This is a genomic window from Variovorax sp. MSC1_012, assembly GCF_023667525.1.
GTDB lineage: Bacteria > Pseudomonadota > Gammaproteobacteria > Burkholderiales > Burkholderiaceae_C > Variovorax > Variovorax beijingensis_B.
The window spans coordinates 4,858,931-4,880,244 of record NZ_CM174443.1; the positions used below are offsets into that span (position 1 = coordinate 4,858,931).

General features: G+C 68.7%; 17 protein-coding genes. 10 read left to right on the forward strand and 7 right to left on the reverse strand.

All coding sequences use genetic code 11. The features are described 5' to 3' along the window. Positions 1-7: 7 nt before the first annotated feature. Complete coding sequence (locus L1081_RS22910; RefSeq protein ID WP_015867574.1) at positions 8-1,051, reverse strand: type IV pilus twitching motility protein PilT; 1,044 nt, start codon at positions 1,049-1,051, stop codon at positions 8-10. 51 nt (positions 1,052-1,102) lie between these two features. On the opposite strand from L1081_RS22910, the gene L1081_RS22915 reads away from it, so the two are divergent. Beyond that, complete coding sequence (locus L1081_RS22915) at positions 1,103-1,801, forward strand: YggS family pyridoxal phosphate-dependent enzyme (protein WP_489414210.1); 699 nt, start codon at positions 1,103-1,105, stop codon at positions 1,799-1,801. A gap of 6 nt (positions 1,802-1,807) precedes the next feature. On the opposite strand, the gene L1081_RS22920 is transcribed toward L1081_RS22915, so the two are convergent. Continuing rightward, complete coding sequence (locus L1081_RS22920) at positions 1,808-2,281, reverse strand: Lrp/AsnC ligand binding domain-containing protein (RefSeq protein WP_489414211.1); 474 nt, start codon at positions 2,279-2,281, stop codon at positions 1,808-1,810. A gap of 88 nt (positions 2,282-2,369) precedes the next feature. On the opposite strand from L1081_RS22920, the gene L1081_RS22925 reads away from it, so the two are divergent. After that, positions 2,370-5,342 carry an L-glutamate gamma-semialdehyde dehydrogenase gene (locus tag L1081_RS22925; RefSeq protein ID WP_489414212.1) on the forward strand — a complete coding sequence of 991 codons (2,973 nt, stop codon included), beginning with the start codon at positions 2,370-2,372 and terminating at the stop codon, positions 5,340-5,342. A gap of 14 nt (positions 5,343-5,356) precedes the next feature. Here L1081_RS22925 and L1081_RS22930 read toward each other — a convergent pair whose 3' ends face one another. After that, positions 5,357-5,818 carry a hypothetical protein gene (locus L1081_RS22930; RefSeq protein WP_489414213.1) on the reverse strand — a complete coding sequence of 154 codons (462 nt, stop codon included), beginning with the start codon at positions 5,816-5,818 and terminating at the stop codon, positions 5,357-5,359. A 201-nt stretch (positions 5,819-6,019) separates the two neighbouring features. Here L1081_RS22930 and L1081_RS22935 point away from each other — a divergent pair, with 201 nt between their 5' ends. The 3 genes from L1081_RS22935 (at position 6,020) to L1081_RS22945 (ending at position 8,752) form a co-directional block, all read left to right on the forward strand. Next, positions 6,020-7,291 carry a Glu/Leu/Phe/Val dehydrogenase dimerization domain-containing protein gene (locus L1081_RS22935; protein WP_489414214.1) on the forward strand — a complete coding sequence of 424 codons (1,272 nt, stop codon included), beginning with the start codon at positions 6,020-6,022 and terminating at the stop codon, positions 7,289-7,291. 34 nt (positions 7,292-7,325) lie between these two features. Continuing rightward, entirely contained in the window at positions 7,326-7,979 is a 654-nt protein-coding gene (locus L1081_RS22940) for a nucleoside/nucleotide kinase family protein (RefSeq protein WP_489414215.1), read from the forward strand. Positions 7,980-8,062: 83 nt separating this feature from the next. Next, entirely contained in the window at positions 8,063-8,752 is a 690-nt protein-coding gene (locus L1081_RS22945; RefSeq protein WP_489414216.1) for a DUF2242 domain-containing protein, read from the forward strand. Positions 8,753-8,779: 27 nt separating this feature from the next. Here L1081_RS22945 and rocF read toward each other — a convergent pair whose 3' ends face one another. Both rocF and L1081_RS22955 read right to left on the reverse strand, forming a co-directional pair. Then, positions 8,780-9,703 carry an arginase gene (gene rocF / locus L1081_RS22950; RefSeq protein ID WP_489414217.1) on the reverse strand — a complete coding sequence of 308 codons (924 nt, stop codon included), beginning with the start codon at positions 9,701-9,703 and terminating at the stop codon, positions 8,780-8,782. Then, a complete protein-coding gene (locus L1081_RS22955) occupies positions 9,700-11,793 on the reverse strand; it encodes a prolyl oligopeptidase family serine peptidase (protein WP_489414218.1) in 2,094 nt (697 codons plus the stop codon). Before L1081_RS22955 ends, rocF begins: the two co-directional genes overlap by 4 nt. A 158-nt stretch (positions 11,794-11,951) precedes the next feature. Here L1081_RS22955 and L1081_RS22960 point away from each other — a divergent pair, with 158 nt between their 5' ends. From L1081_RS22960 to L1081_RS22980, 5 genes are all read left to right on the forward strand, one after another. After that, on the forward strand, positions 11,952-13,622 hold the full coding sequence (locus L1081_RS22960; RefSeq protein WP_489414219.1) for a wax ester/triacylglycerol synthase family O-acyltransferase: 1,671 nt from the start codon (positions 11,952-11,954) through the stop codon (positions 13,620-13,622). Positions 13,623-13,758: 136 nt separating this feature from the next. Then, positions 13,759-14,316, forward strand: a complete 558-nt coding sequence (locus tag L1081_RS22965) for a hypothetical protein (protein WP_489414220.1) — start codon at positions 13,759-13,761, stop codon at positions 14,314-14,316. A 17-nt stretch (positions 14,317-14,333) separates the two neighbouring features. Beyond that, positions 14,334-14,855, forward strand: coding sequence for a phasin family protein (locus L1081_RS22970; RefSeq protein WP_489414221.1), 522 nt, complete (start codon positions 14,334-14,336; stop codon positions 14,853-14,855). A 47-nt stretch (positions 14,856-14,902) separates the two neighbouring features. Next, on the forward strand, positions 14,903-15,538 hold the full coding sequence (locus L1081_RS22975; protein WP_369649032.1) for a TetR/AcrR family transcriptional regulator: 636 nt from the start codon (positions 14,903-14,905) through the stop codon (positions 15,536-15,538). 89 nt (positions 15,539-15,627) lie between these two features. After that, positions 15,628-16,401, forward strand: coding sequence for an alpha/beta fold hydrolase (locus L1081_RS22980; protein WP_489414222.1), 774 nt, complete (start codon positions 15,628-15,630; stop codon positions 16,399-16,401). Positions 16,402-16,413: 12 nt separating this feature from the next. Here the strand turns inward: L1081_RS22980 and L1081_RS22985 are convergent, their stop codons facing one another. Together L1081_RS22985 and L1081_RS22990 are read right to left on the reverse strand one after the other, a co-directional pair. Then, positions 16,414-19,638 carry a cytochrome P450 gene (locus L1081_RS22985; RefSeq protein WP_489414223.1) on the reverse strand — a complete coding sequence of 1,075 codons (3,225 nt, stop codon included), beginning with the start codon at positions 19,636-19,638 and terminating at the stop codon, positions 16,414-16,416. A 408-nt stretch (positions 19,639-20,046) separates the two neighbouring features. Beyond that, positions 20,047-21,306 (reverse strand): ABC transporter substrate-binding protein, encoded by a 1,260-nt coding sequence (locus tag L1081_RS22990; RefSeq protein WP_489414224.1) that lies wholly within the window; start codon positions 21,304-21,306, stop codon positions 20,047-20,049. Positions 21,307-21,314 lie beyond the last annotated feature (8 nt).

Below are 21,314 nucleotides of genomic sequence, written 5' to 3' on the forward strand. Positions count from 1 at the left end.
GCTGGGATCAGCCCGGGAAATTCTCGGGGATCTTGGCTTTTCCGCGCGCTTCGGCGGCCGAAATGGCATTGCGGCGCACGAGGTCGGTCAGGTTCTGGTCCAGCGTCTGCATGCCCGCGCCCTGGCCGGTCTGGATGGCCGAGTACATCTGCGCCACCTTGGCCTCGCGGATCAGGTTGCGGATGGCCGGCGTGCCCAGCATGATCTCGTGCGCCGCCACGCGGCCCTGGCCGTCCTTGGTCTTGCACAGCGTCTGCGAGATCACGGCCTGCAGCGACTCCGACAGCATGGCGCGGATCATTTCCTTTTCCTCGCCCGGGAACACGTCGATGATCCGGTCGATGGTCTTGGCGGCCGACGAGGTGTGCAGCGTGCCGAACACCAGGTGGCCCGTTTCGGCAGCGGTCATTGCGAGGCGAATGGTTTCCAGGTCGCGCAGCTCGCCCACCAGGATGGCGTCCGGGTCTTCGCGCAGCGCCGAGCGCAGCGCGTTGGAGAACGACAGCGTCATCGGACCGACCTCGCGCTGGTTGATCAGGCACTTCTTGGATTCGTGCACGAATTCGATCGGGTCTTCCACCGTGAGGATGTGGCCGTACTCGTTTTCGTTCAGGTAGTTGACCATCGCGGCCAGGGTGGTGGACTTGCCCGAGCCGGTGGGCCCGGTCACCAGCACCAGCCCGCGCGGCTTGAGCGCCAGTTCCGCGAAAATCTTGGGCGCGTTGAGTTGCTCCAGCGTGAGGATCTTCGAGGGAATGGTCCGGAACACCGCCGCCGCGCCGCGCGCCTGGTTGAAGGCATTCACGCGGAAGCGCGCCAAGCCGTCGATCTCGAACGAGAAGTCGACCTCCAGGAACTCTTCATAGTGCTTGCGGTGCGTGTCGCTCATGATGTCGTACACCATGGCGTGCACCGACTTGTGGTCGAGCGCATCGACGTTGATGCGCCGCACGTCGCCGTGGACGCGGATCATCGGCGGCAGGCCGGCCGACAGATGCAGGTCGGAGGCTTTGTTCTTGACGCTGAATGCCAGCAACTGGGTAATGTCCACGGGGGTCCTCGGCTCGAGTTCGGTGACGTTTTGATACGATTTTGGAAGATTATGACGATGATTGGCGACGACCTCCAGCAAGTAAAGAACCGGATCGCAAAGGCCTGCGCCGAACATGGGCGCAACCCGGCCGAAGTCCGGCTGCTGGCGGTGTCCAAGACCTTCGGGCCCGAGGCCGTGCGCGAGGCCCATGCGGCGGGCCAGCGGGCCTTCGGCGAGAACTATGTGCAGGAGGGGCTGGACAAGATCGCCGCGCTGTCGGACCTGCGCGCGGAACTCGAATGGCACTGCATCGGCCCTCTGCAGAGCAACAAGACGCGGCCCGTGGCCGAGCATTTCGACTGGGTGCACGGCATCGACCGGATCAAGATCGCCGAGCGCCTTTCGGCGCAGCGGCCGGCGCATCTGCCACCGCTTCAGGTGTGCCTGCAGGTCAATGTGGACGGCGGCGCCAACAAGTCCGGCGTGCCGCCCGAAGAGGCGTTGCCGCTCGCGCGCGCTGTGGCGGCGTTGCCACATCTGCGGCTGCGCGGGCTCATGGCCATTCCCGAACCGGCGCCCGATTTCGCCGCGCAGCGCGAACTGTGCCTGCGCGCCCGCGCTGTGTACGACGCGATCCGCGCCGCCGGCATCGAACTGGACACCCTCTCGCTCGGCATGAGCGCCGACCTCGAGGCGGCCGTGAGCGCCGGCAGCACGATGGTGCGCATCGGCACGGCCATCTTCGGCGGCCGGCCCAAGCCCGCCTGACGGGCGCTATACGGCCAGCGGCAGCCGCGCGCTGCTCTTGATTTCTTCCATCACCGCGTAGGTGCGGGTTTCGCGCACGCCGGGCAGTTGCCACAGCACCGTGCCCGCGAAGTCGCGGTAGGCCGCCATGTCGGCCATGCGGGTCTTGAGCAGGTAGTCGAAGCCGCCCGCGACCATGTGGCATTCCATGATCTCGTCGCGCACCTGCACGGCGGCCTTGAACTGTTCGAACACGTTGGGTGTGGTGCGGTCGAGCAGGATCTCGACGAACACCGTGAGCCCCCGCCCGAGCTTGTGCGGATCGAGCCGCGCCTCGTAGCCCTGGATGAAACCGTCGCGCGTGAGCCGCTGCACCCGGGCCAGCACGGCGGTGGGCGAGAGCGCCACCGTTTCGGCCAGCTTGAGGTTGGTGATGCGGCCGTCTTCCTGAAGAATCTTCAGCAGCCGGAGATCGATGCGATCCAGATCCAGGTCGAGCATTGGTGAATTATCCGGCCGTGCTCATATTTTTTGGCAAAAGATTCGGTCTATATCCAAAGACCATAGGGGATAGAACCAAGGAACTGCCATGCACCTGCCCATCCCTTACCGCCCTGAAGCCGATGTCGTCTCGCACCGGCTCGCCTCGCTCGAAGGCGCGCTCGACTGGAGCGCCGCGGCCGCCGCCGCCACGCCCTGGGTCGAGGCGGTGCGCCGCCATCCGCCGCCGTTCTGGGCCATGGAAAGCCTGCTGCGCGAGTACCCGATCTCCAGCGCCGAGGGCCTGGCGCTGATGCGCCTGGCCGAGGCGCTGCTTCGCGTGCCCGACGCCGCCACGGCCATCGCGCTCACGGCCGACCAGCTGGGCCGGGCCGATTTCGAGGGCACGGCCGATTCCACGCTGTCGCGGCTGTCGTCCGCCGCCATCGCGATGTCGAAGAAATTCCTGCCCGAAGGCGACCACCCGCCCGGCCTCATGGCCAAACTCGGCGCTCGCACGGTGGTGGCCGCCACGCTGCGCGCGGTGCAATTGCTGGGGCGCCAGTTCGTGCTGGGCCAGACCATCGCCGAAGCCATGGACGAGGCCCGCACGGCGCACCGCCGGCAGGGCGCGCTGCGCTTCAGCTACGACATGCTTGGCGAAGGCGCACGCACCGACGCCGATGCGCTGCGCTACCTCAAGAGCTACACGCAGGCCATCGGCGCCATTGCGGCCGGTGCCGATGCGGCGCGCGGGCCCGAGCACAACGACGGCATCTCCATCAAGCTCAGCGCGCTGCATCCGCGCTACGAGGACGCGCAGCGCGAGCGCGTGATGCGCGAGCTGGTGCCGCGCGTGTGGCAGCTGTGCGAGCTTGCGGCCGATGCCAGCCTCAACCTCACCATCGATGCGGAAGAGGTCGACCGGCTCGAGCTCTCGCTCGACGTGTTCGAGGCGCTGGCCGAGCGCGTGGCCGCCGAGCGGCCGCAGTGGCGCGGCTTCGGCCTGGCGCTGCAGGCCTACCAGACGCGCGCGCTCGAACTGATTGCGCACGTCACGGCGGTGGCGCGCCGGCACAAGCTGCGGCTGATGTGCCGCCTCGTGAAGGGCGCCTACTGGGACGCCGAGATCAAGCGGGCCCAGGAGCTCGGCCTGCCGCACTACCCGCTCTTCACGCACAAGCACCACAGCGACGTGAGCTACCTGGCCTGTGCGCGCGCGCTGCTGTCGGCGCCCGATGCGGTCTATCCGCAGTTCGCCACCCACAACGCGGGCACCATCGCGGCCATCCTGCAGATGGCCGAGGCGGCCGGCGCGCCCTTCGAGCTGCAGCGCCTGCATGGCATGGGCGAGGGCGTCTACCGCGAAGTGATGAAGAGCACCACCGCGCCGGTGCGCGTGTACGCCCCGGTGGGCCAGCACAAGGACCTGCTCGCCTACCTCGTGCGGCGCCTCTTGGAAAACGGCGCCAACTCGTCCTTCGTGAACCAGCTCGGCGACGAGCAGGTGGACATCGGCGAGCTGCTGATGTCGCCGCTCTGGCTCGAAGAGGCAAACCCCGCCCTGCCGCTGCCGCCCGCGCTCTACGGCCCGGCGCCGGCGCGGCGCAACAGCGAAGGCGTGGACCTTGCCGTCGAGCCGATGCGCGCGCCGCTGCTCGCGGCCCTGGAGACCACCGCGGTGCCCCATGTCGAGGTATTCGATGCCGCAAGCGCGCCCAAGGCCGTGGCCGCCAGCGCCGCCGCCTTCCGCAGCTGGCGCAGGACGCCGGTCGAGGCGCGCGCCGCCATGCTGCGCCAGGCCGCCGACGCGCTCCAGCGCGAGCTGCCGCGCTTCTGCGCGCTGCTGGTCAAGGAGGCCTTCAAGACCTGGGGCGACGCGGTCGCCGAAGTGCGCGAAGCCGTCGACTTCCTGCGCTACTACGCCGACGAGGCCGAGCGCATCATGCAGCCGGTGGCGCTGCCCGGCCCCACGGGCGAGAGCAACGAACTGCGGCTCACGGCGCGCGGCCCCTGGGTGTGCATCAGCCCGTGGAATTTTCCGCTCGCGATCTTCACGGGGCAGGTGGCGGCCGCGCTGGCCACCGGCAACACGGTGCTGGCCAAGCCGGCCGAACAGACGCCGGCCGTCGCGCTCGAAGCCGTGAAGCTGCTGCACGCCGCCGGCGTGCCGGCCGATGCGCTGCAGCTGCTGCATGGCCCCGGCGAAACGGTGGGCGCCGCGCTGGTGGCGGCACCGGGGGTGGCGGGCGTGGTGTTCACCGGCTCGACCCAGGTGGCGCGCATCATCCACCGCGCGCTCGCCGCCAAGGAGGGCCCGATCGTGCCGCTGATCGCCGAGACCGGCGGCATCAACGCGATGCTGGTCGATTCGAGCGCGCTGCCCGAGCAGGTGGTCGACGCCGTGGTGCAGAGCGCGTTCCGCTCGGCCGGCCAGCGCTGCTCGGCGCTGCGCCTCCTGGTGCTGCACGAGGGCATCGCCGATGCGGTGATCGAGATGATCCGCGGCGCGGCCGGGGAACTGGCCGCTGGCGACCCGGCGCTGCTCGCGACCGACGTGGGGCCGGTGATCGACGCCGAGGCGGCCGACAACATCCGGCGCCATCTGAAGCGGCTGGATTCGGAGGCGAAGCGGCTGCTCGCGCCGGCTTCTTCTTCAACCGAGGGCAACCTGATCGCGCCGCAAGCCTACGAGGTGCCCTCCATCGACAGCGTGAGCAGCGAGATCTTCGGGCCGGTGCTGCAGATCGCGCGCTGGGGCCAGGGCGAGCTGAGCGATCCCGCCGAGGTGATCGATCGCATCAACGCGCTCGGCTACGGCCTCACGCTCGGCATCCAGACCCGCATCGACTCGCGCGCGCAGGCACTCGCGACGCGGGCGCACGTGGGCAACATCTACGTGAACCGCAACATCATCGGTGCGGTGGTCGGCGTGCAGCCCTTCGGCGGCGAGGGCCTGAGCGGCACCGGGCCCAAGGCCGGTGGGCCGCACTACCTGTACCGCTTCTGTGCCGAGCAGACGGTCACGGTCAACACCACGGCGGCCGGCGGCAACGCGGCGCTGCTGAGCGCGGTGGCCTGAGGCCGCTGTCGTCTTCAGCGCAGGGAGTTGCCGTCTTCTTCCGCGCGTGCGGACGATGACCGGCTGTTGAACTGGTCGACCAGCGCGCCGTAGGCCGGGCTGGTGCGCAGCCGCGCATATTCGGCGGCGGCCTGCCGGTAGGCGGGGCTCGACGGATCGGCGCCCGCTTCGCCGTACTGCTGAGCGGCCAGGCCGGAGCGGATCCACAGTTGCGTGTCCGCGGCCACGGCCGCGCGGCTGTTCGCCGACACCCGCGGCTCGGGCTGCGGCGAACCTTCGGCATAGCCTTGCGTCGGCGCGGTCGCGAGCCACTGCCGGGCCTCGGCCGAGACGGCGGCGCGCGTGGTGGAGGAGGCGAACGGCACGGGCCGCGGATCGCCCTCCGCGTAGTTGCCGGCAAGGCTCGGCGCGGCGGCCAGGCCCAGCAGCGACGAGACGGCGGCCGTGGCCAGGAGGCGGGTGCAAGAGCGGGTCATGGAATCGGTCCTTTCGATCGGTGGTTGGTAGCACCCACTCTAGAAACCGCAGCTCGGGGGCCGATGACCCGGCGATGACCGTTTTGTCATGTTCGGCCAAACCTCTCTTGCATAACCGCCATCGCGGCGCGCATAAGACATGGCGCGGCGGGCGCGAGAGGTCTATCGTTGCGGCCATCCATTCAAACCAAGGGATCTCCCATGAGTGAAAAGCTCTCCTTCGTCAATCCGACCGCCAACAGCCCCTGGGGCACGTACCTCTCGCAGGTCGACCGCGTGGTGCCGTACCTCGGCCCGCTGGCCCGCTGGGTCGAAACCCTCAAGCGACCCAAGCGCGCGCTGATCGTGGACGTGCCGATCGAGATGGACGACGGCACCATCGCCCACTTCGAGGGCTACCGCGTGCAGCACAACATGAGCCGCGGCCCGGGCAAGGGCGGCGTGCGCTTCCACCCCGACGTCACGCTGGAAGAAGTGATGGCGCTGTCGGCCTGGATGACCATCAAGACGGCCGCCGTCAACCTGCCGTACGGCGGCGCCAAGGGCGGCATCCGGGTCGATCCGAAGAAGCTCTCGCTGCAGGAACTGGAGAAGGTCACGCGCCGCTACACCAGCGAGATCGGCATCATCATCGGCCCGCACACCGACATTCCCGCGCCCGACGTGAACACCAACGCGCAGATCATGGCGTGGATGATGGACACCTACTCGATGAACGTCGGCGGCACCGCCACCGGCGTGGTCACGGGCAAGCCGCTGCACCTGGGCGGATCGCTGGGCCGCGTCAAGGCCACCGGCCGCGGCGTGTTCGTCACCGGCCGCGAAGCGGCGCGCCGCCTTGGCATGGACCTGCGCGGCGCGCGCATCGCGGTGCAGGGCTTCGGCAACGTGGGCTCGGTCGCGGCCGAGCTTTTTGCCGAAGCGGGCGCCAAGATCGTTGCGGTGCAGGACCACACCGGCACCATCGTCAATTCGAACGGCCTCGACCTCGCGACGCTGGTTCCGGTGGCCAACAAGGAGGGCGTGATCGCCTTCAAGGGCGGCGAGGTGGTGCCCAACGAAGCCTTCTGGGAGGTGGCCTGCGATATCCTGATTCCCGCTGCGCTCGAAGGCCAGATCACCGCCGAGCGCGCGCAGAAGACGAGTGCCAAGCTCGTGCTCGAAGGCGCCAACGGCCCCACGGTGCCCGTGGCCGACGACATCCTGGCCGAGCGCGGCGTGCTGGTGGTGCCCGACGTGATCTGCAATGCCGGCGGCGTGACGGTCTCGTACTTCGAATGGGTGCAGGACTTCTCGTCCTTCTTCTGGGACGAGGACGAGATCAACGTGCGCCTGGACCGCATCATGATGAAGGCGCTCAACCAGATCTGGGACACGGCCGACAGGCACAAGATCACGCTGCGCACTGCTACCTATGCGGTGGCCTGCGAGCGCATCCTGATGGCCCGTCAGGAACGCGGTTTGTATCCTTGATCCGGCGAGGCCGAGAGGGTTGTACGCTCGCGGGATGAGTACCAATCCCGCGCAAGACCTTCCCTCCGTTCCCGCCGACGCCCTCGCCCGCCTGCAGGCGCTGATGGCCGACGGGCGGCGCAAGCTGCTGGGGCTGGTCGGCGCACCCGGGGCGGGCAAGTCCACGCTCGCGCTGGCGCTGCTGCGGGCCATGGGTGCCGGGCGCGCGCAGGTCGTGCCGATGGACGGCTTCCACCTGGCCAATGTCGAGCTGCAGCGGCTCGGCCGCGCCGGCCGCAAGGGCGCTCCCGACACCTTCGACAGCGCCGGCTACGTGGCGCTGCTGCAGCGGCTGCGCGAGCAGGGCCCGGACGACCCGATCGTCTATGCGCCCGAATTCCGCCGCGAGATCGAGGAGCCGATCGCTGGCGCCATCGCGGTGCTGCCTTCGACGCAACTGGTCATCACCGAGGGCAACTACCTGCTGCACGACGCCGGCCCCTGGGCCGGCGCGGCGGCCATGCTCGACGAGGTCTGGTATGTCGACCTCGACGATGCCGTGCGCGAAGAGCGCCTGCTGAAGCGCCACCAGCAGTTCGGCCGCAGCGCCGAGGCCGCGCGCGACTGGGTGGCCGGCACCGATGCGCCCAATGCGCGCCTGATTGCCGCCACGCGCGGGCGTGCGCACCACCTGCTGCGCTGGTCCTGAAAATTTGCGGCGGCGGGGAACACCGGCGCCGGGGCGTGCTCGAAGCTTCGCCGGCGGACACGCCGGTTAGGATTCGCCGCTCCATGACCCTGCCTCCCCTTTCCACTTCCGCCTTTTCCGTCCTTCGCACGCCGGTCCTGGTCCTCGGCCTCGCGTCCATGCTGGTGCTCGCCGGCTGCGGCAGCAGCGGCACGCGCCGCGTGTCGTACGAGACCGAGGAGTTCGACTCCACCACCACCCACACGCGCAGCTACGCCGCCACCGAAGCCCAGACCTGCGAAGCCGCGCGCCGCGCGCTGCTGAGCCAGGGCTACATGATCAGCGCGGCCAACACCGACCTGGTGACCGGGCGCAAGAGCTTCCAGCCGGCGTCCGAGGTGCATGTGGAGGTCGAGTTCCGCGTGGTGTGCGCGCGCGAGGGCGGCAAGGCCGGCAAGCGCAGCACCGTGGCCTTCGCGACCGCGCTGCAGGACCGCTACGGCATCAAGAAGGTCAACAACTCGGCCAGCGTGGGCGTGGGCGCCTTCGGGTCGCTCTCGCTGCCCTTTGCCGGCAGCGACGACGCGATGGTCAAGGTGGCCAGCGAGACGCTCACCGACGAGCTGTTCTACGACCGCTTCTTCGCGCTGCTCGATCGCTTTCTCGAAGGCCAGGGCGGCGAAGAGCCCGAGGCACCCAGCGTGGCGCCCGAGGCGCCGCGGCCGGCCGCGCCGCTGAACCCTGCGGCGCCGGCCACCACCTTTCCGGTGAAGCCGGTGCCGAATCCGGGCTGATCCTGCGCGGAGCCCGAGCGCAGCCGCTCAGCGCACCAGCGTCGACTTTCCGAACAGGCTCTCGATCAGCTCCACCGCCACCTCGGCGGTCTGGTTGCGCACGTCGAGCGCGGGGTTGAGCTCCACCACGTCGACCGAGCCGAGGCGGCGGGTGTCGGCGACCATTTCCATGCACAGCTGCATCTCGCGGTAGGTCGGGCCGCCGCGCACGCCGGTGCCCACGCCGGGCGCGATGTTCGGGTCAAGGCAGTCGAGGTCGAAGCTCACGTGCAGGTGGGTGTCCTCGTCCACGTCCTGCAGCGCCTCGGTCATGGTGGTGCGCATGCCGTGCTCGTCGATGTGGCGCATGTCGAACACATGCAGGCCGAGCGTGCGGATGGCGTCCTTCTCGTCCGCGTCGACGCTGCGGATGCCGATGAAGCGGATGGCATCGTGCTCCAGCGCGGCGCGCTCGCCGCTCCAGCCGGTGAGCGCCGCGGGCCCGTGGCCCAGCAGGCAGGACACGGGCATGCCGTGCAGGTTGCCGCTCGGGCTGGTGGTTTCGGTGTTGACGTCGGAGTGCGCGTCCAGCCACAGCACGCGCAGCTTCTTGCCCCGCTTGCGCGCATGCCAGGCCACGGCGCTGATCGAGCCGATCGCCAGGCAGTGGTCGCCGCCCATCATGAGCGGCACGTGGCCGGTGCCCAGGGCGGTGTCGACGGCGGCATAGACGGAGCGGTTCCAGGCAATCACCTCGTCGAGGTGGCGCAGGCCGTTGGCCGGCGCGGTCCACGGGGTGGCGGGGCCCGCGAGGTTGCCGCGGTCGATCACGGTGAAGCCCTGCCGCGCGAGCGCCTCCGGCAGCCCGGCCACGCGCAGCGCATCGGGGCCCATGCCGGCGCCGCGCACACTGGCGCCGACGTCGGTGGGTGCGCCGATCAGTTCGAGGGTGGTGCCGTTGTCGTTGCTCATGCCGATGATCGTCCGATGTGCTCCCACAGGTAGGCGTAGCCCAGCGCGTCCATGAAGGCCGCCTCCTTGTTGTCCGTGGCCGCGCTGTGGCCGCCTTCCATGTTCTCGTAGAAGCTGCTGTCGTAGCCCATGGCGGCCAGCTTCGCATGCATCTTGCGCGCATGCACCGGCCCCACGCGGTCGTCGCGCGTCGACGTGGTGAAGAGCGCCGGCGGATAGGGCTGGCCGGGCTTCGCGTTTTCGTAGGGCGAGAAGGCCTGGATCCAGGCCCATTCCTCCGGCTGGTCGGGGTCGCCGTATTCGGCAATCCACGAGGCGCCGGCCGACAGGTGGGTGTAGCGCTTCATGTCGAGCAGCGCCACCTCGCTCACGATGGCGCCGTAGAGCTTGGGGTAGAGCGTGAGCATGTTGCCCATCAGCAGGCCGCCGTTGCTGCCGCCCATGGCGCCCAGGTGCCGCGGCGAGGTGATGTTGCGCGCAATGAGATGCTCCGAAACCGCGGCGAAGTCTTCGCAGGTGCGCAGGCGGTCGCGCTGCAGCGCGGCCTGGTGCCAGCGCGGCCCGTACTCGCCGCCGCCGCGGATGTTGGCGACCACGTAGACGCCGCCCTGCTCGAGCCATGCGCGGCCGATGGCGCCGCTGTAGCTCGGCTGCAGCGAGATCTCGAAGCCGCCGTAGGCGTACTGCAGCGTCGGGTTCTTGCCGTCGGCCTGCAGGTTCTTGGGCGCGATCTCGAAGTAGGGCACGCGCGTGCCGTCCTTCGAGGTGGCGAAATGCTGGCTCACGCGATAGCCGGAAGCATCGAAGAAGGCGGGGCTGTCCTTCAGCGGCTCGGGCTCGCCCCGGCCGATGGTGCCGATGTAGAGCGTGGTCGGCTGCAGGAAGCCACTCACGGTCAGGAAGTAGTCGTCGTTCTCGTCCTCGTCGATGCCGCCGGCCGCGATGGTCGAGCGCTCGGGCGCGCCGCCCAGGCTCTCGCGCTTCCATGGCTGCGAGCCGGCCTGCGGCGTAAGCACTTCGAGCCGGTTCACCACGTCGTGCATCACGTTGAGGATCAGGTGGTGGCGGGTCCACGAATAGTCGTCGAGCGCGGTGGTGTCGTCGGGCTCGAACAGCACGGTGATCTCGCGCTGGCCGGCCATGTAGTCGTCGAAGCGGGCCGCCAGCAGCGAGCCCGGCGGGTAGGTGGTGCCGCCCACGGTCCAGGGGCTGCGCGGCTCGACCAGCATCCAATCGCGCGTGACCTCGGTGCTGGCATCGTCGGGCACGTCGATCTTCACCAGCCGGCCGTCGGCCGCGCGCAGCCAGGTCTCGCTGTCGTAGAAGTCCATCTGGCGCGAGACGAAGTCGCGCTCGAAGCCCGGCGTGTTGTCGCGCCAGGCACTGACCGTCATGTCGTCCTCGCCGCCTTCGTAGACCGTGGCCGCGCTTTCCAGCGGCGTGCCGCGCTTCCATTCCTTGACGATGCGCGGATAGCTCGAACTGGTCATCGAGCCGGGACCGAAGTCGGTGGCCACGTAGAGGTGGTCGATGTCCTTCCACGCGACGTTGCTCTTGGCCTCGGGCAGCGTGAAGCCGCTCGCGACGAACTCCTTGAGCTCGAGGTCGAACTCGCGCACCACGTCGGCATCGGCGCCGCCGCGCGAGAGCGAGATCAGGCAGCGCTTGTAGCCGGGCTGCAGGCAATCGGCGCCGTGCCAGACCCAGTTTTCCTTGTCGGCCTCGGCCAGTGCGTCGAGGTCGAGCACGATTTCCCAGTCGGGCTGGGGTTTGCGATATTCGGCCAGCGTGGTGCGCCGCCACAGGCCCTTGGGGTTCTTCTTGTCGCGCCAGAAGTTGTAGAACAGCGGGCCGATCTTGCGCACCATCGGAATGCGCGCCTCGGAGTCGAGCACTTCGAGGATGCCTTGCTTCATCCGCTCGAAGCCGGGCGACTGCGCATAGCGCTGCACGGTCTTCGCGTTGTGCTGGCGGGCCCATGCGAGCTGTTCGGCGCCGTCGATGTCTTCGAGCCACTGGTGCTCGTCGGTCTGCGTGGAAGCGGTGGATGTCATGGCCGCAGTGTACGAATCCGCCGTGAAGAAAGGCATGCCTGCCGGCAGGGTCGGCCAAAGCTATTGAATTCATAGCGCACCGCGCGCGGGTCTAGTGACAAACCCGCGTTCGGCCGTTTGGCCTCGATGGGCGGGGCTCCCACGGGTATCCTGCCGGACGGACGGCGCCTGGCGCGCAAAAGGAGACACGACACATGAAACACCTGAGCGGTCTTGATGCCACCTTCCTGCACCTGGAAACCCCCGAGATGCCGATGCACGTGGGCTCGCTCAACGTGCTCGACCTGCCCAAGGGCTACCAGGGCGATTTCTACGAGGACGCCAAGCAGTTCATGGCCAGCCGCATCCACCTGGCCGACGTGTTCACGCGCAAGCTCGCGCTGATGCCCTTCGACATGACCAACCCGGTGTGGGTGGCCGACGACGACATCGACCTCGACTACCACGTGCGCCACATCACGCTGCCCAGGCCCGGCACCAACCGGCAGCTGCAGCAGTACGTGGCGCGGCTGCATTCCACCTTGCTCGACCGCAGCCGCCCGATGTGGGAGTTCTTCATCATCGACGGCCTGAAGAGCGGCCAGGTGGCGCTCTACACCAAGGTGCACCACGCGGGCATCGACGGGCAGGCCGGCGTGGCGCTCGGCAAGGCCATCTTCGACCTCGAGCCCACGGGCCGCGTGGTGAAGCCGCCACGCGCGCGTGCGCGCAGCAGCGGCTACCAGCTGGGCATGGCCGAGCTTGCGACCGCGGCGCTGCGCAACACGGCGCAGCAGTACGTGAAGCTCTTCAAGATGGCGCCGGCCATCGCGCGCGCGCTCGGCGGCCTTGCCAAGCCGGACGAAAAAGCGGCCGAGAAGGACGCCGCCACCGCACCCAAGAAGTTCAACCTGTTTGCGCCGCGCACCTCGCTGAACGTGTCGATCACCAACCAGCGCACCTTTGCGGGCCGCACCATCTCGCTGGCCGAGACCAAGCACATCGCCAAGCACTTCGGCGTGTCGCTCAACGACGTGGTGATGGCCACGGTGGCCGGCGCGCTGCGCCACTACCTGGCCGACAACAACGAGCTGCCGGCCAAGCCGCTGGTGGCCGGCGTGCCCGTGAGCCTGCGCGAAGCGGGCGACGACACGGCCAACAACCAGGCCAGCATGATCCTCGTGAGCCTGGCCACGGACATCACCGACCCGGTGCAGCGGCTGAAGGCGATCAATGCCTCGTCGAACAGCTCGAAGTCGACCATGAACCGCTTCAAGGCGGTGATCCTGGACGACTTCCCGACCTTTGCCGCGCCCTGGCTGGTGTCGGGCATCGCCTCGATGGTGGGCCGCTCGGGCCTCGTGAACCTGCTGCCGCCGGCGGCCAACGTGGCCATCTCCAACGTGGCGGGCGCGCCGTTCCCGATGTACTTTGCGGGCGCGCTGGTCACCAGCTACTACCCGGTGTCGATCGCGAGCCACGGCACGGCCCTCAACGTCACGGTGCAGAGCTACAACGGGCGCATGGACTACGGCCTCATCGCGTGCCGCCGCGCGGTGCCCGACATCACCGAGATCGGCGACTACATGCTGGCCGAGCACCAGCTGCTGCTGGGCCTGACGCAGACGCATCCGGCGGCGGCGGGCGCGGCGCCCGCGAAGGCCGCGGCGGCTCCCGAGCCGGCACCGGCCGTGAAGGCGGCGCCCAGGCCTGCTGCAAAAAAGGCCGCGGCGAAGAAGCCGCCGGCGGCAAAAGCCCCCGCCGCCAAGGCTCCGGTCGCCAAGACCGCCGCCAGGAAAGCACCGGCCAAGGCCGCGGCTCCCAAGTCCGCACCGCGCAAGCCCGCGGCGCCCGCCAAACGCGCCAGGGTGGCCGCTGCGGCATGATCGCCAGGCACGAGGGCCGGAAAATTGGGGCAGTTGGACTAGTTTTCCGACCGTTCTAGCTTTCCAGGCCTAGGCACTCTGGAAGAAGATCACTTCATCGCGAATCCAGCGACCGATCAACTTCCAGGACATCCAAATGACCAACACGCAAGCTTCCTTCTCTTCCGCAGCCATCCACGTCATCGGCCAGTACAACGACGCAGGCAAGACCCTGGTGGGCGCCTACCGCGCCGGTGTCCATCGCCTGCTCGGCGGCGCCGCTTCGCGTTACAGCGAATTCCTCGGCAGCCGCCAGATTCCGCTGGTGAGCGAGCAGGTCAAGGCCAACCTGATCGGCGCGCAGGAAAAGATCAACGGCTTCCTGGCCAACCGCCTGGACATCGACACCGGCCGCATCGTCTCGGTGATGGACCGCGTCGCCGCGGGCACCACGAGCGGCATCGAAACCGTGGCCGGCCGCGTGGCGCGCGTCGAATCGCCTGTCGTCAGCTCTGTGGTCAAGACGCTGAATGCGCTGAACCAGCCGATCGCCAACGTGTCGGTGCAGATCGCCGACAAGGTCGCTGCCGGTGCCAAGCAGATCGAAGTGCGCGTGAGCGGCACCGACGAAGCCAGGCCCGTGCGCAGCGTGAAGGCCAAGGCCGCTGCTGCCAAGAAGCCGGTTCGCCGCACTGCCGCCCGCAAGGCGGCCTGACCCTGGAGCAACAACGCATGGCGACCCGCCCCGATCCGACGGACGATTCCAGGAAGAAGAGGGCGGCGGCGCCTGCGAAGCCTGCCAGCAAGGCTCCTGCGGCCCGCAAGAGGTCCGCAGCCGGGAAGAAGGCTGCGGCATCGAAGAAGAGGACGGCTGCTGCCGCGCCGGGCAAGAAGGCCGTCGGCGCCGAGGGCCTGCTGCGCGCCGGCCTCAAGGTGCTCGGCAACGTGCGCGACGACGTCGCCAAGCGCCAGGCCAACGTGATCGAGGGGCTGCTGGGCATCGGCCAGGCCAGGTTCGATCCGGCGGCGGGTGCCAAGGCCGCGGGTCCCCGCGGCTTTCCGAGCCTCGACAGCTTTGGCCTGCGCAAGTTCGAGGACGTGTTCGACCAGCGCGTGGCCACCGCGCTGCAGCGCCTGGGCATGCCCAGTGCGGAAGAAGTGCAGGCGCTGCGCGAAGAAGTCATTCGGCTGCGCGAACGCCTCGCGCAACTCGAGCCCAAGAACGCCGGCTCGCGCGGCAGCGGCAAGCGCTGAGCGCCAGCAGCCCAGCGAAGCACCGACGCACGCAGCATCAGCCGGTTGTGGCCAGTTCCAACACCACGCGCGACCGCATCCTGCAGGCCAGCCTCGCGCTGTTCAATGCACAAGGCCTGGCGGCCGTGTCCACGCACAAGATCGCGGCCGAGCTCGGCATCAGCCCGGGCAACCTGCACTACCATTTCAAGGCCAAGCAGCTGATCGTCGAATGGCTGTTCCGGCGCTTCGAGCAGCGGCTCGAGGTGCTCGACGGCTCCGCGGGTTCGATCACCGCCATCGACGACCTCTGGCTCGCGCTGCACCTGCGCTTCGAGGCCATCGACCAGTACCGGTTCATCTACCGCGACATGGCCTTTCTGGCCAGCGAATACCCCGCGCTCGGCCAGCGCGCGCAGGCGCTCACCGCGCAGAACCTGCTGGCGGCCCAGGCGCTGTGTGAAGGGCTGGTGGCTTCGGGCGTGATCGAGACCAGCGCCGAGCAGGCCCGCATCCTCGCCTTGCAGATGGTCTTCACCACCACCTGCTGGCTCTCGTTCGAACGCCTGGTGCCGGGGCGCGACGCGCTCGCGCAGGCCGACCCGGGGCTGGCGGCCTTCTACACGCTCACCCTGATTTCGCCGTATGTTTCGAGCGAATCGAGGGCTTACCTCGATTACCTGCGGGGCAAATACCTCGGATAAAGATCGCTGTTGTCCGACGGGGCGGTGAAACTTTGGTTCGCCATGCTCATCCCACCCAGCAACCAGGCACAGAAAGGAAAGCCGCCCTCATGACCACCGCCACCCGAGACCCCATCGCGCCACCGTCCGGCCTGCTGCTGCTGGCCGAAGCGCGCGCACTCTGGGAAACGGGCGCCGGCATTGCCATGTGGCCGCTGCTGCAGCTCGCGCCGCGCGGCGACGGGCATCCGGTGCTCGTGCTGCCCGGCCTCGTGGCGGGCGATGGTTCCACGCTGGTGCTGCGCCGCTACCTGTGCAGCCGCGGCTACGACGCGCATGGCTGGGGCCAGGGCCGCAACTTCGGCCCGCGCGAAGGCGTGGAGGACGGCATGCTCGCGCTCCTGAAATCGCTCGCCGAAAAGAGCGGCCAGAAGGTCAGCGTGATCGGCTGGAGCCTTGGCGGCGTCTATGCGCGGCTGCTGGCATCGGCGCAGCCGGCGCTGGTGCGCAACGTCATCACCCTGGGCAGTCCGTTCGCCGGCAGCCCGCGCGCCACCAACGCATGGCGCGTGTACGAGGGCGTGAGCGGCCAGAGCTCGCATGACCCGCGCCGCATGAAGTTCGTGCAGCCCACGCCGCCGGTGCCCACGACCTCGATCTTCAGCCGCACCGACGGCGTGGTCGCGTGGCGCTGCAGCCTCGAGAAGCCGGGGCCGCAGGCGGAAAACATCGAGGTGGTCGCGAGCCATCTCGGGCTTGGCGCGCATCCGGCGGTGCTCTATGCGGTGGCCGACCGGCTTGCGCAGCAGGAGGGCGGCTGGAAGCCTTTCAACCGCGGCCTGCTGGGGCCGCTGGTCTATCCCGACCCGGGCCGCGAGGCCTGAGTTTCCAGGGCCCTAGGCCCCGGCCCAGACGTCCAGCACATAGCGCTGGTCGGCAATCATCTGGTCCATCCACGCCGCGCCGTCGTGGCCGTGCCCCCTCGCCAGGTCGGCCAGCGTGCGCCGTACGTCGGGCTCCATGCGCGAACCATCGCCGCACACATAGATCACCGCACCCGCGTCCAGCAGCTTCCACACGGCCGCGCCCTGCTCGCGGATCAGGTCCTGCACATAGACCTTGCGCTCGCCCGCGCGCGAGAACGCGGTGTGCAGCTTCACCAGGCCGCGGTGCGACCAGGCCTCGAGTTCCTCGGCGTAGATGAAATCCTGCTCGGGATGGCGGCAGCCGAAGAACAGCATCGCATCGCCCAGCGCTTCGCCGCGCTCGACCTGCGCCGCGCGCTCCTGCAGAAAGCCGCGGAACGGCGCAAGGCCGGTGCCGGGGCCGATCATGACGAGCGGGCGCTGCGCATCCTCGGGCAGGCGGAAGCCTTCGGCCGTGGTTTCGCGAATCACGCCGTGCACCGTGTCGCCCGCTTCGGCGCGCGCCAGGTAGTTGGAGCACACGCCCTCGAAGGTGCCGTTGCCCGACAGCGCCGGCGCGCTCACCACGCCCACGGTGACGCTGCAGCGCCCCGGCGTCATCGTGGGCGACGACGAGATCGAGTAGTAGCGCGGCGAGAGCGGCGACAGCATCTCGAGGAACACCGCGAACGGCAGCTGGCAGGCGCGGTGCTCCTCGAGCAGGTCGAGCAGCGACCTGCGCCTGTGCAGCACCTGGGCCTTGTAGGCGGCCTGCGAGGCTTCGTCGCTGCCAGAGAGCGCGGCGAGCTTCGGTTTGGTGACCGGGCACTCGGTGTAGGCCGCGAGCGTGGCGATCTGCTTGCGCGTGGCCACGTCCTGCAGCTCGACATAGTCGCCGAGCAGGCGGTCGACCGCCATCACCTGGTCGACCGGCAGGGCCGTCTTGCGGCCCGGTTCGGCATGCAGCCGCACATGCGCGGCGCGGTCGAACCCGAAGTGCGCCATGGCGCGCTCCACCTGCGCCGGGCTGTTGCGCGGCACCACGCTCAGGTGGTCGCCGGCGCGGTAGTTCAGGCCTTCGGGCAGCATCAGCTCGACGTGGCGCGTGGAGCGTCCCGCTTCGCCGGCGGCGCCGGGGTTCTTCTGCAGCTCGCGGTTCTCGATCACGCGCAGCGCCACCGCGCCCAGCGCGTCGACGAGCGCGTTTTTCTGCGGCGGCGGCAGTTCCTCGAGCGTGTAGAGCGGCTCGGCCTCGGCGGGCGTGTCGGCGCCGGACTGGATGCCGAAGGCCTTCACCAGTTCGGGCCAGAGCGCGTCGCTCCAGTCCTGGAAGGCGCCATCCATGTCCTCGCGCGCATCGCCCTCGCCGCGCGGATGCACGCGCGTGGCACCGAGCGCGCCGAGCCGCTCGTCGATGCGCCGCGGCACCGCCTGGTAGGTGGCGGCCCAGTCGGTGTTGCCGCAGCCGAAGACGCTGAAGCGCACGCCGTTGAGCGAATCGTCGGCCTTGTCGAGCCAGCGGTGGAATTCGGCCGCGTTGTCGGGCGCCACGCCGTTGTACGAGGCGCAGACGATGGCGACGGCGCCATTGGCGGGCAGCCGCTCGGCGTAGTCGTCGAGCGAAGCCACCTGCGTCGAGAAGCCGCGCAGCTCGCCGGCCTCGGCCAGCTGGCGCGCCAGGTCTTCGGCCGTGCCGAGGTTGGAGCCCTGCAGCACCAGCAGCGAGGTGCCATGGCGCGCCGCCTGCGGCTTGCGCGCGGCGGGTTTTGCCGGGGTCGCGGGCGTGGCTGCTGCTGCTTCCCCGTTGCCGCGCGGACGCGTGGCGGGGTCGCGCAGCAGCGCCTTGATCCTGAAGCTCTCGGGCTTGATCGTGAGCGCTTCCTTGATCTTGAGCTTGTAGCCCGTGTGGTCGACGAGGTCGAAGCGCTGCAGGATCATGCCCAGCGTGAGCACCGCCTCCTGCAATGCGAACTGGCGCCCGATGCAGGCGCGCTGCCCGTTGCCGAAGGGCTTGAAGGCATTCACCGGCCGCTCGCGCTCGGCCTCGCGGCTGAAGTGGTCGGGGTTGAACTCGTCGGCGTCCTCGCCCCAGATGCCCTTGTCGCGATGCAGCGCTAGCGCATGCATGATGACCATGTTCTTCTTCTTGATCGTGTACTGGCCGCCGATGGTGGTGTCTTCCTTCGCGCGCATCGCGATGGCGGGCGCGGTAGGGTACAGGCGCAGCGCCTCCTTCAGCACCTGCATCACGTACTGCAGGCGGTTGACCTGGGCGTAGGTCGGCTTTAGCGAGGTGTCGGGCCCGAACACGCTGTCGACCTCGGCCTGTGCCTTGGCCAGCGCCCCGGGGTTTTTCAGCAGGAAGTAGATCGCGAACGAGAGCAGGCCGCTGGTGGTCTCGTGCCCCGCGATGAGGAATTCGATGCACTCGTCGCGGATCATCTTGTCGGTGAGCTTCTCGCCGCTCTTCTTGTCGACGCCCGCGATCATGTAGCTCAGCAGGTCGGGCTTGGTGGCAATGTCGGCCCCGCCCGCGCGGCGCTCCTCGATGATGTCTTCCACCATCTTGTGCATGAAGCGGATGTCCTTGCGCTGCTGCGCGAGTTCCTTCTTCAGCATGAACTCTTCGAGCGGCAGGCCGCGGCGGTTCTGCACCGTCTCGAGCGTGCGCACCATCGCATCGACGAAGGGATGGAAGCCCTCGCGGTAGAACGAATTGAAGCGGTAGCCGAAGCCGCACAGGCCGATGGTGTCGAGCGTGAGCGCGGTCATGTCGCGCACCACGTCCACCTCTTCGTCGAAGTTCAGCCGCTCCCACTTGGTGACCAGCTGGCCCGCGATGTCCAGCATCATCGGATGGTAGGCCTGCATGGCGCGCTGGCTGAAGTTGGCCAACAGGATGTTGTGCGGCTTCGACCAGGTCTCCTCATGCGTGTCGGAGGTGAAGAGCCCGTGCGATGCCGCGCGAAGCCGCCGCAGCGCCCCGCGCGTGCTCTTGTCGAAGCGCGCCTCTTCGCAAAGCTCGTCGACCAGCGCGGGCGACGACACCACGATCACCGGCATGCCCGGCATGTCGAGCCAGTAGATGCCGCCGAGGTCCTGCGCGATCTTCCACATGTCGAGCACGGGGGAGTCGGAGCCGATGGACAGCAGGTTGCCGACGAACGGCTTCTTTGCGGGATGCGGGATCGGATGGAGCGAGTTTTTGCCTGCCATGGGGTGCTGTGCCTTTGGAGTGGACCCGCTTCGGAGATTCCGGCGTGTGACCCGGAGTATCCCGAGGGCATCGGTGGGGGGCAGGACGGGGTTTCCCTTAGGCCTGTTCTGTGCCTTGTTCGGTGTCTTGTTCAGGGCGCGCTCCCGCCGAAGGGGTGCCTTGCTCCGCGAATGTCCCCCGGCCTGCGGCCTCCTCCTTTATTTCGCTGCGCAAGGCACCCCATCGGCGGGAGCGTTAGGCGGAGCGGTCGTTGATCAGCGATACACCAGCAGCGTGCCCAGGTGCACAGGGCATCGGGTGCTCCCGCAGCGAAATAAAGGAGGAGGGGCGTAGCCCCGGGGGACATTCGCGGAGGGGAGTACCCGGTAGCCTGTGCACGCGCCCCGAAGGACTTCAAACCAAAGCCCTCAGGGCCGAATCATCTTGCACTCAGAGCCCTGTGCCAGCTCGTTGCCCGTGTAGACAGCGTCCGTCCGGAAGCCGTAGTTCGTGCCTTCCCAGCCCACCTTCACGCTCTTGCCATCGACCGGCGCAATGGTGTTGACCACCTGCGGCAGCAGCAGCTGATGGTCCTCGGCGCGCATGCGGATCGGCCCCACCACCGAGTCGTAGCTCATGTCCTCGAGCGCACGCGCCACCTTCACTGTGTCGGTGCTCCCGGCCTTGTCGATGGCGGCGGCCAGAAGGCGCGGCGTGAAGTCGATGCGCGGCGCCAGGAAGTCCTTGCCCGTCTTCGCCTTGTAGGCCTTGGCCAGCGCGTCGGCGCGCGGCGTGTCGGCCTGCCCCGGATGCCATTCGGCCACCCAGGTCAGCTGCCCGAGCTTCGCCTGCGACACCGCCAGCACCGTGCCCGGCACCGAGCCCGCGCTGTGGTTGAAGTAGCGCAGGTTGTGGCCGGCATCGCCCGCGGCCTTGAGCAGCAGCGTCATGTCCTGGCCCCAGTTGCCGGTGATGACCGAGTCGGCGCCGCTTTGCCTGATGTTCGCGATGTAGGGCGAGAAGTCCTTCACGCGGCCGATCGGATGCAGCGTTTCGCCGGCGAACTGCACGTCGGGCCGCGCCAGGCCCACCAGCTGGCGCCCATAGCTCGCCCACTGCTTGCCGTGGGCATAGTCCTGATTCAGCAGGTAGACCTTCTTCACGTCGGGCGTCTTCTTGATGTAGTTGGCCAGCGCCTTCATCTTCATCGCGGTGTTGGCCTCGGTCTGGAAGTGCCAGAAGCTGCAGTTCTTGCCGGTCATCTCGGGGTCGATCGAGGAATGGTTCAGCACGATCAGTTCCTTGCCCGGATTGCGCTGGTTCCAGCGCGCCACCGATTGAACCAGCGCGGTCACCACCGAGGAGCCCGATCCACCCGTGACGATGGCCCTGGCGCCCTGGTCGATGGCCGCCTGCAGCGCGCTCTGGCTTTCCTGCGCCGAGAGCTTGCTGTCGAACTGCAGCAGCTGCAGCTTCGTGCCGCCGAGCACGCCGCCCTTGGCGTTGATCTCCTCGATGGCGTACTGCGTGTGCGTGAGCATCAGCTCGCCCACGTTCGCGAACGGCCCCGAGAGCGGATCGATGTAGGCGATCTTGTAGGTGGGCTGCTGCTGGGCCTGGGCGCCGCCGGCTACGGCCAGCAGGCAGGCGAGGGCGACCGGCGCCAGTGGCGCGTGCTTGGACTTCATGGTTTGTC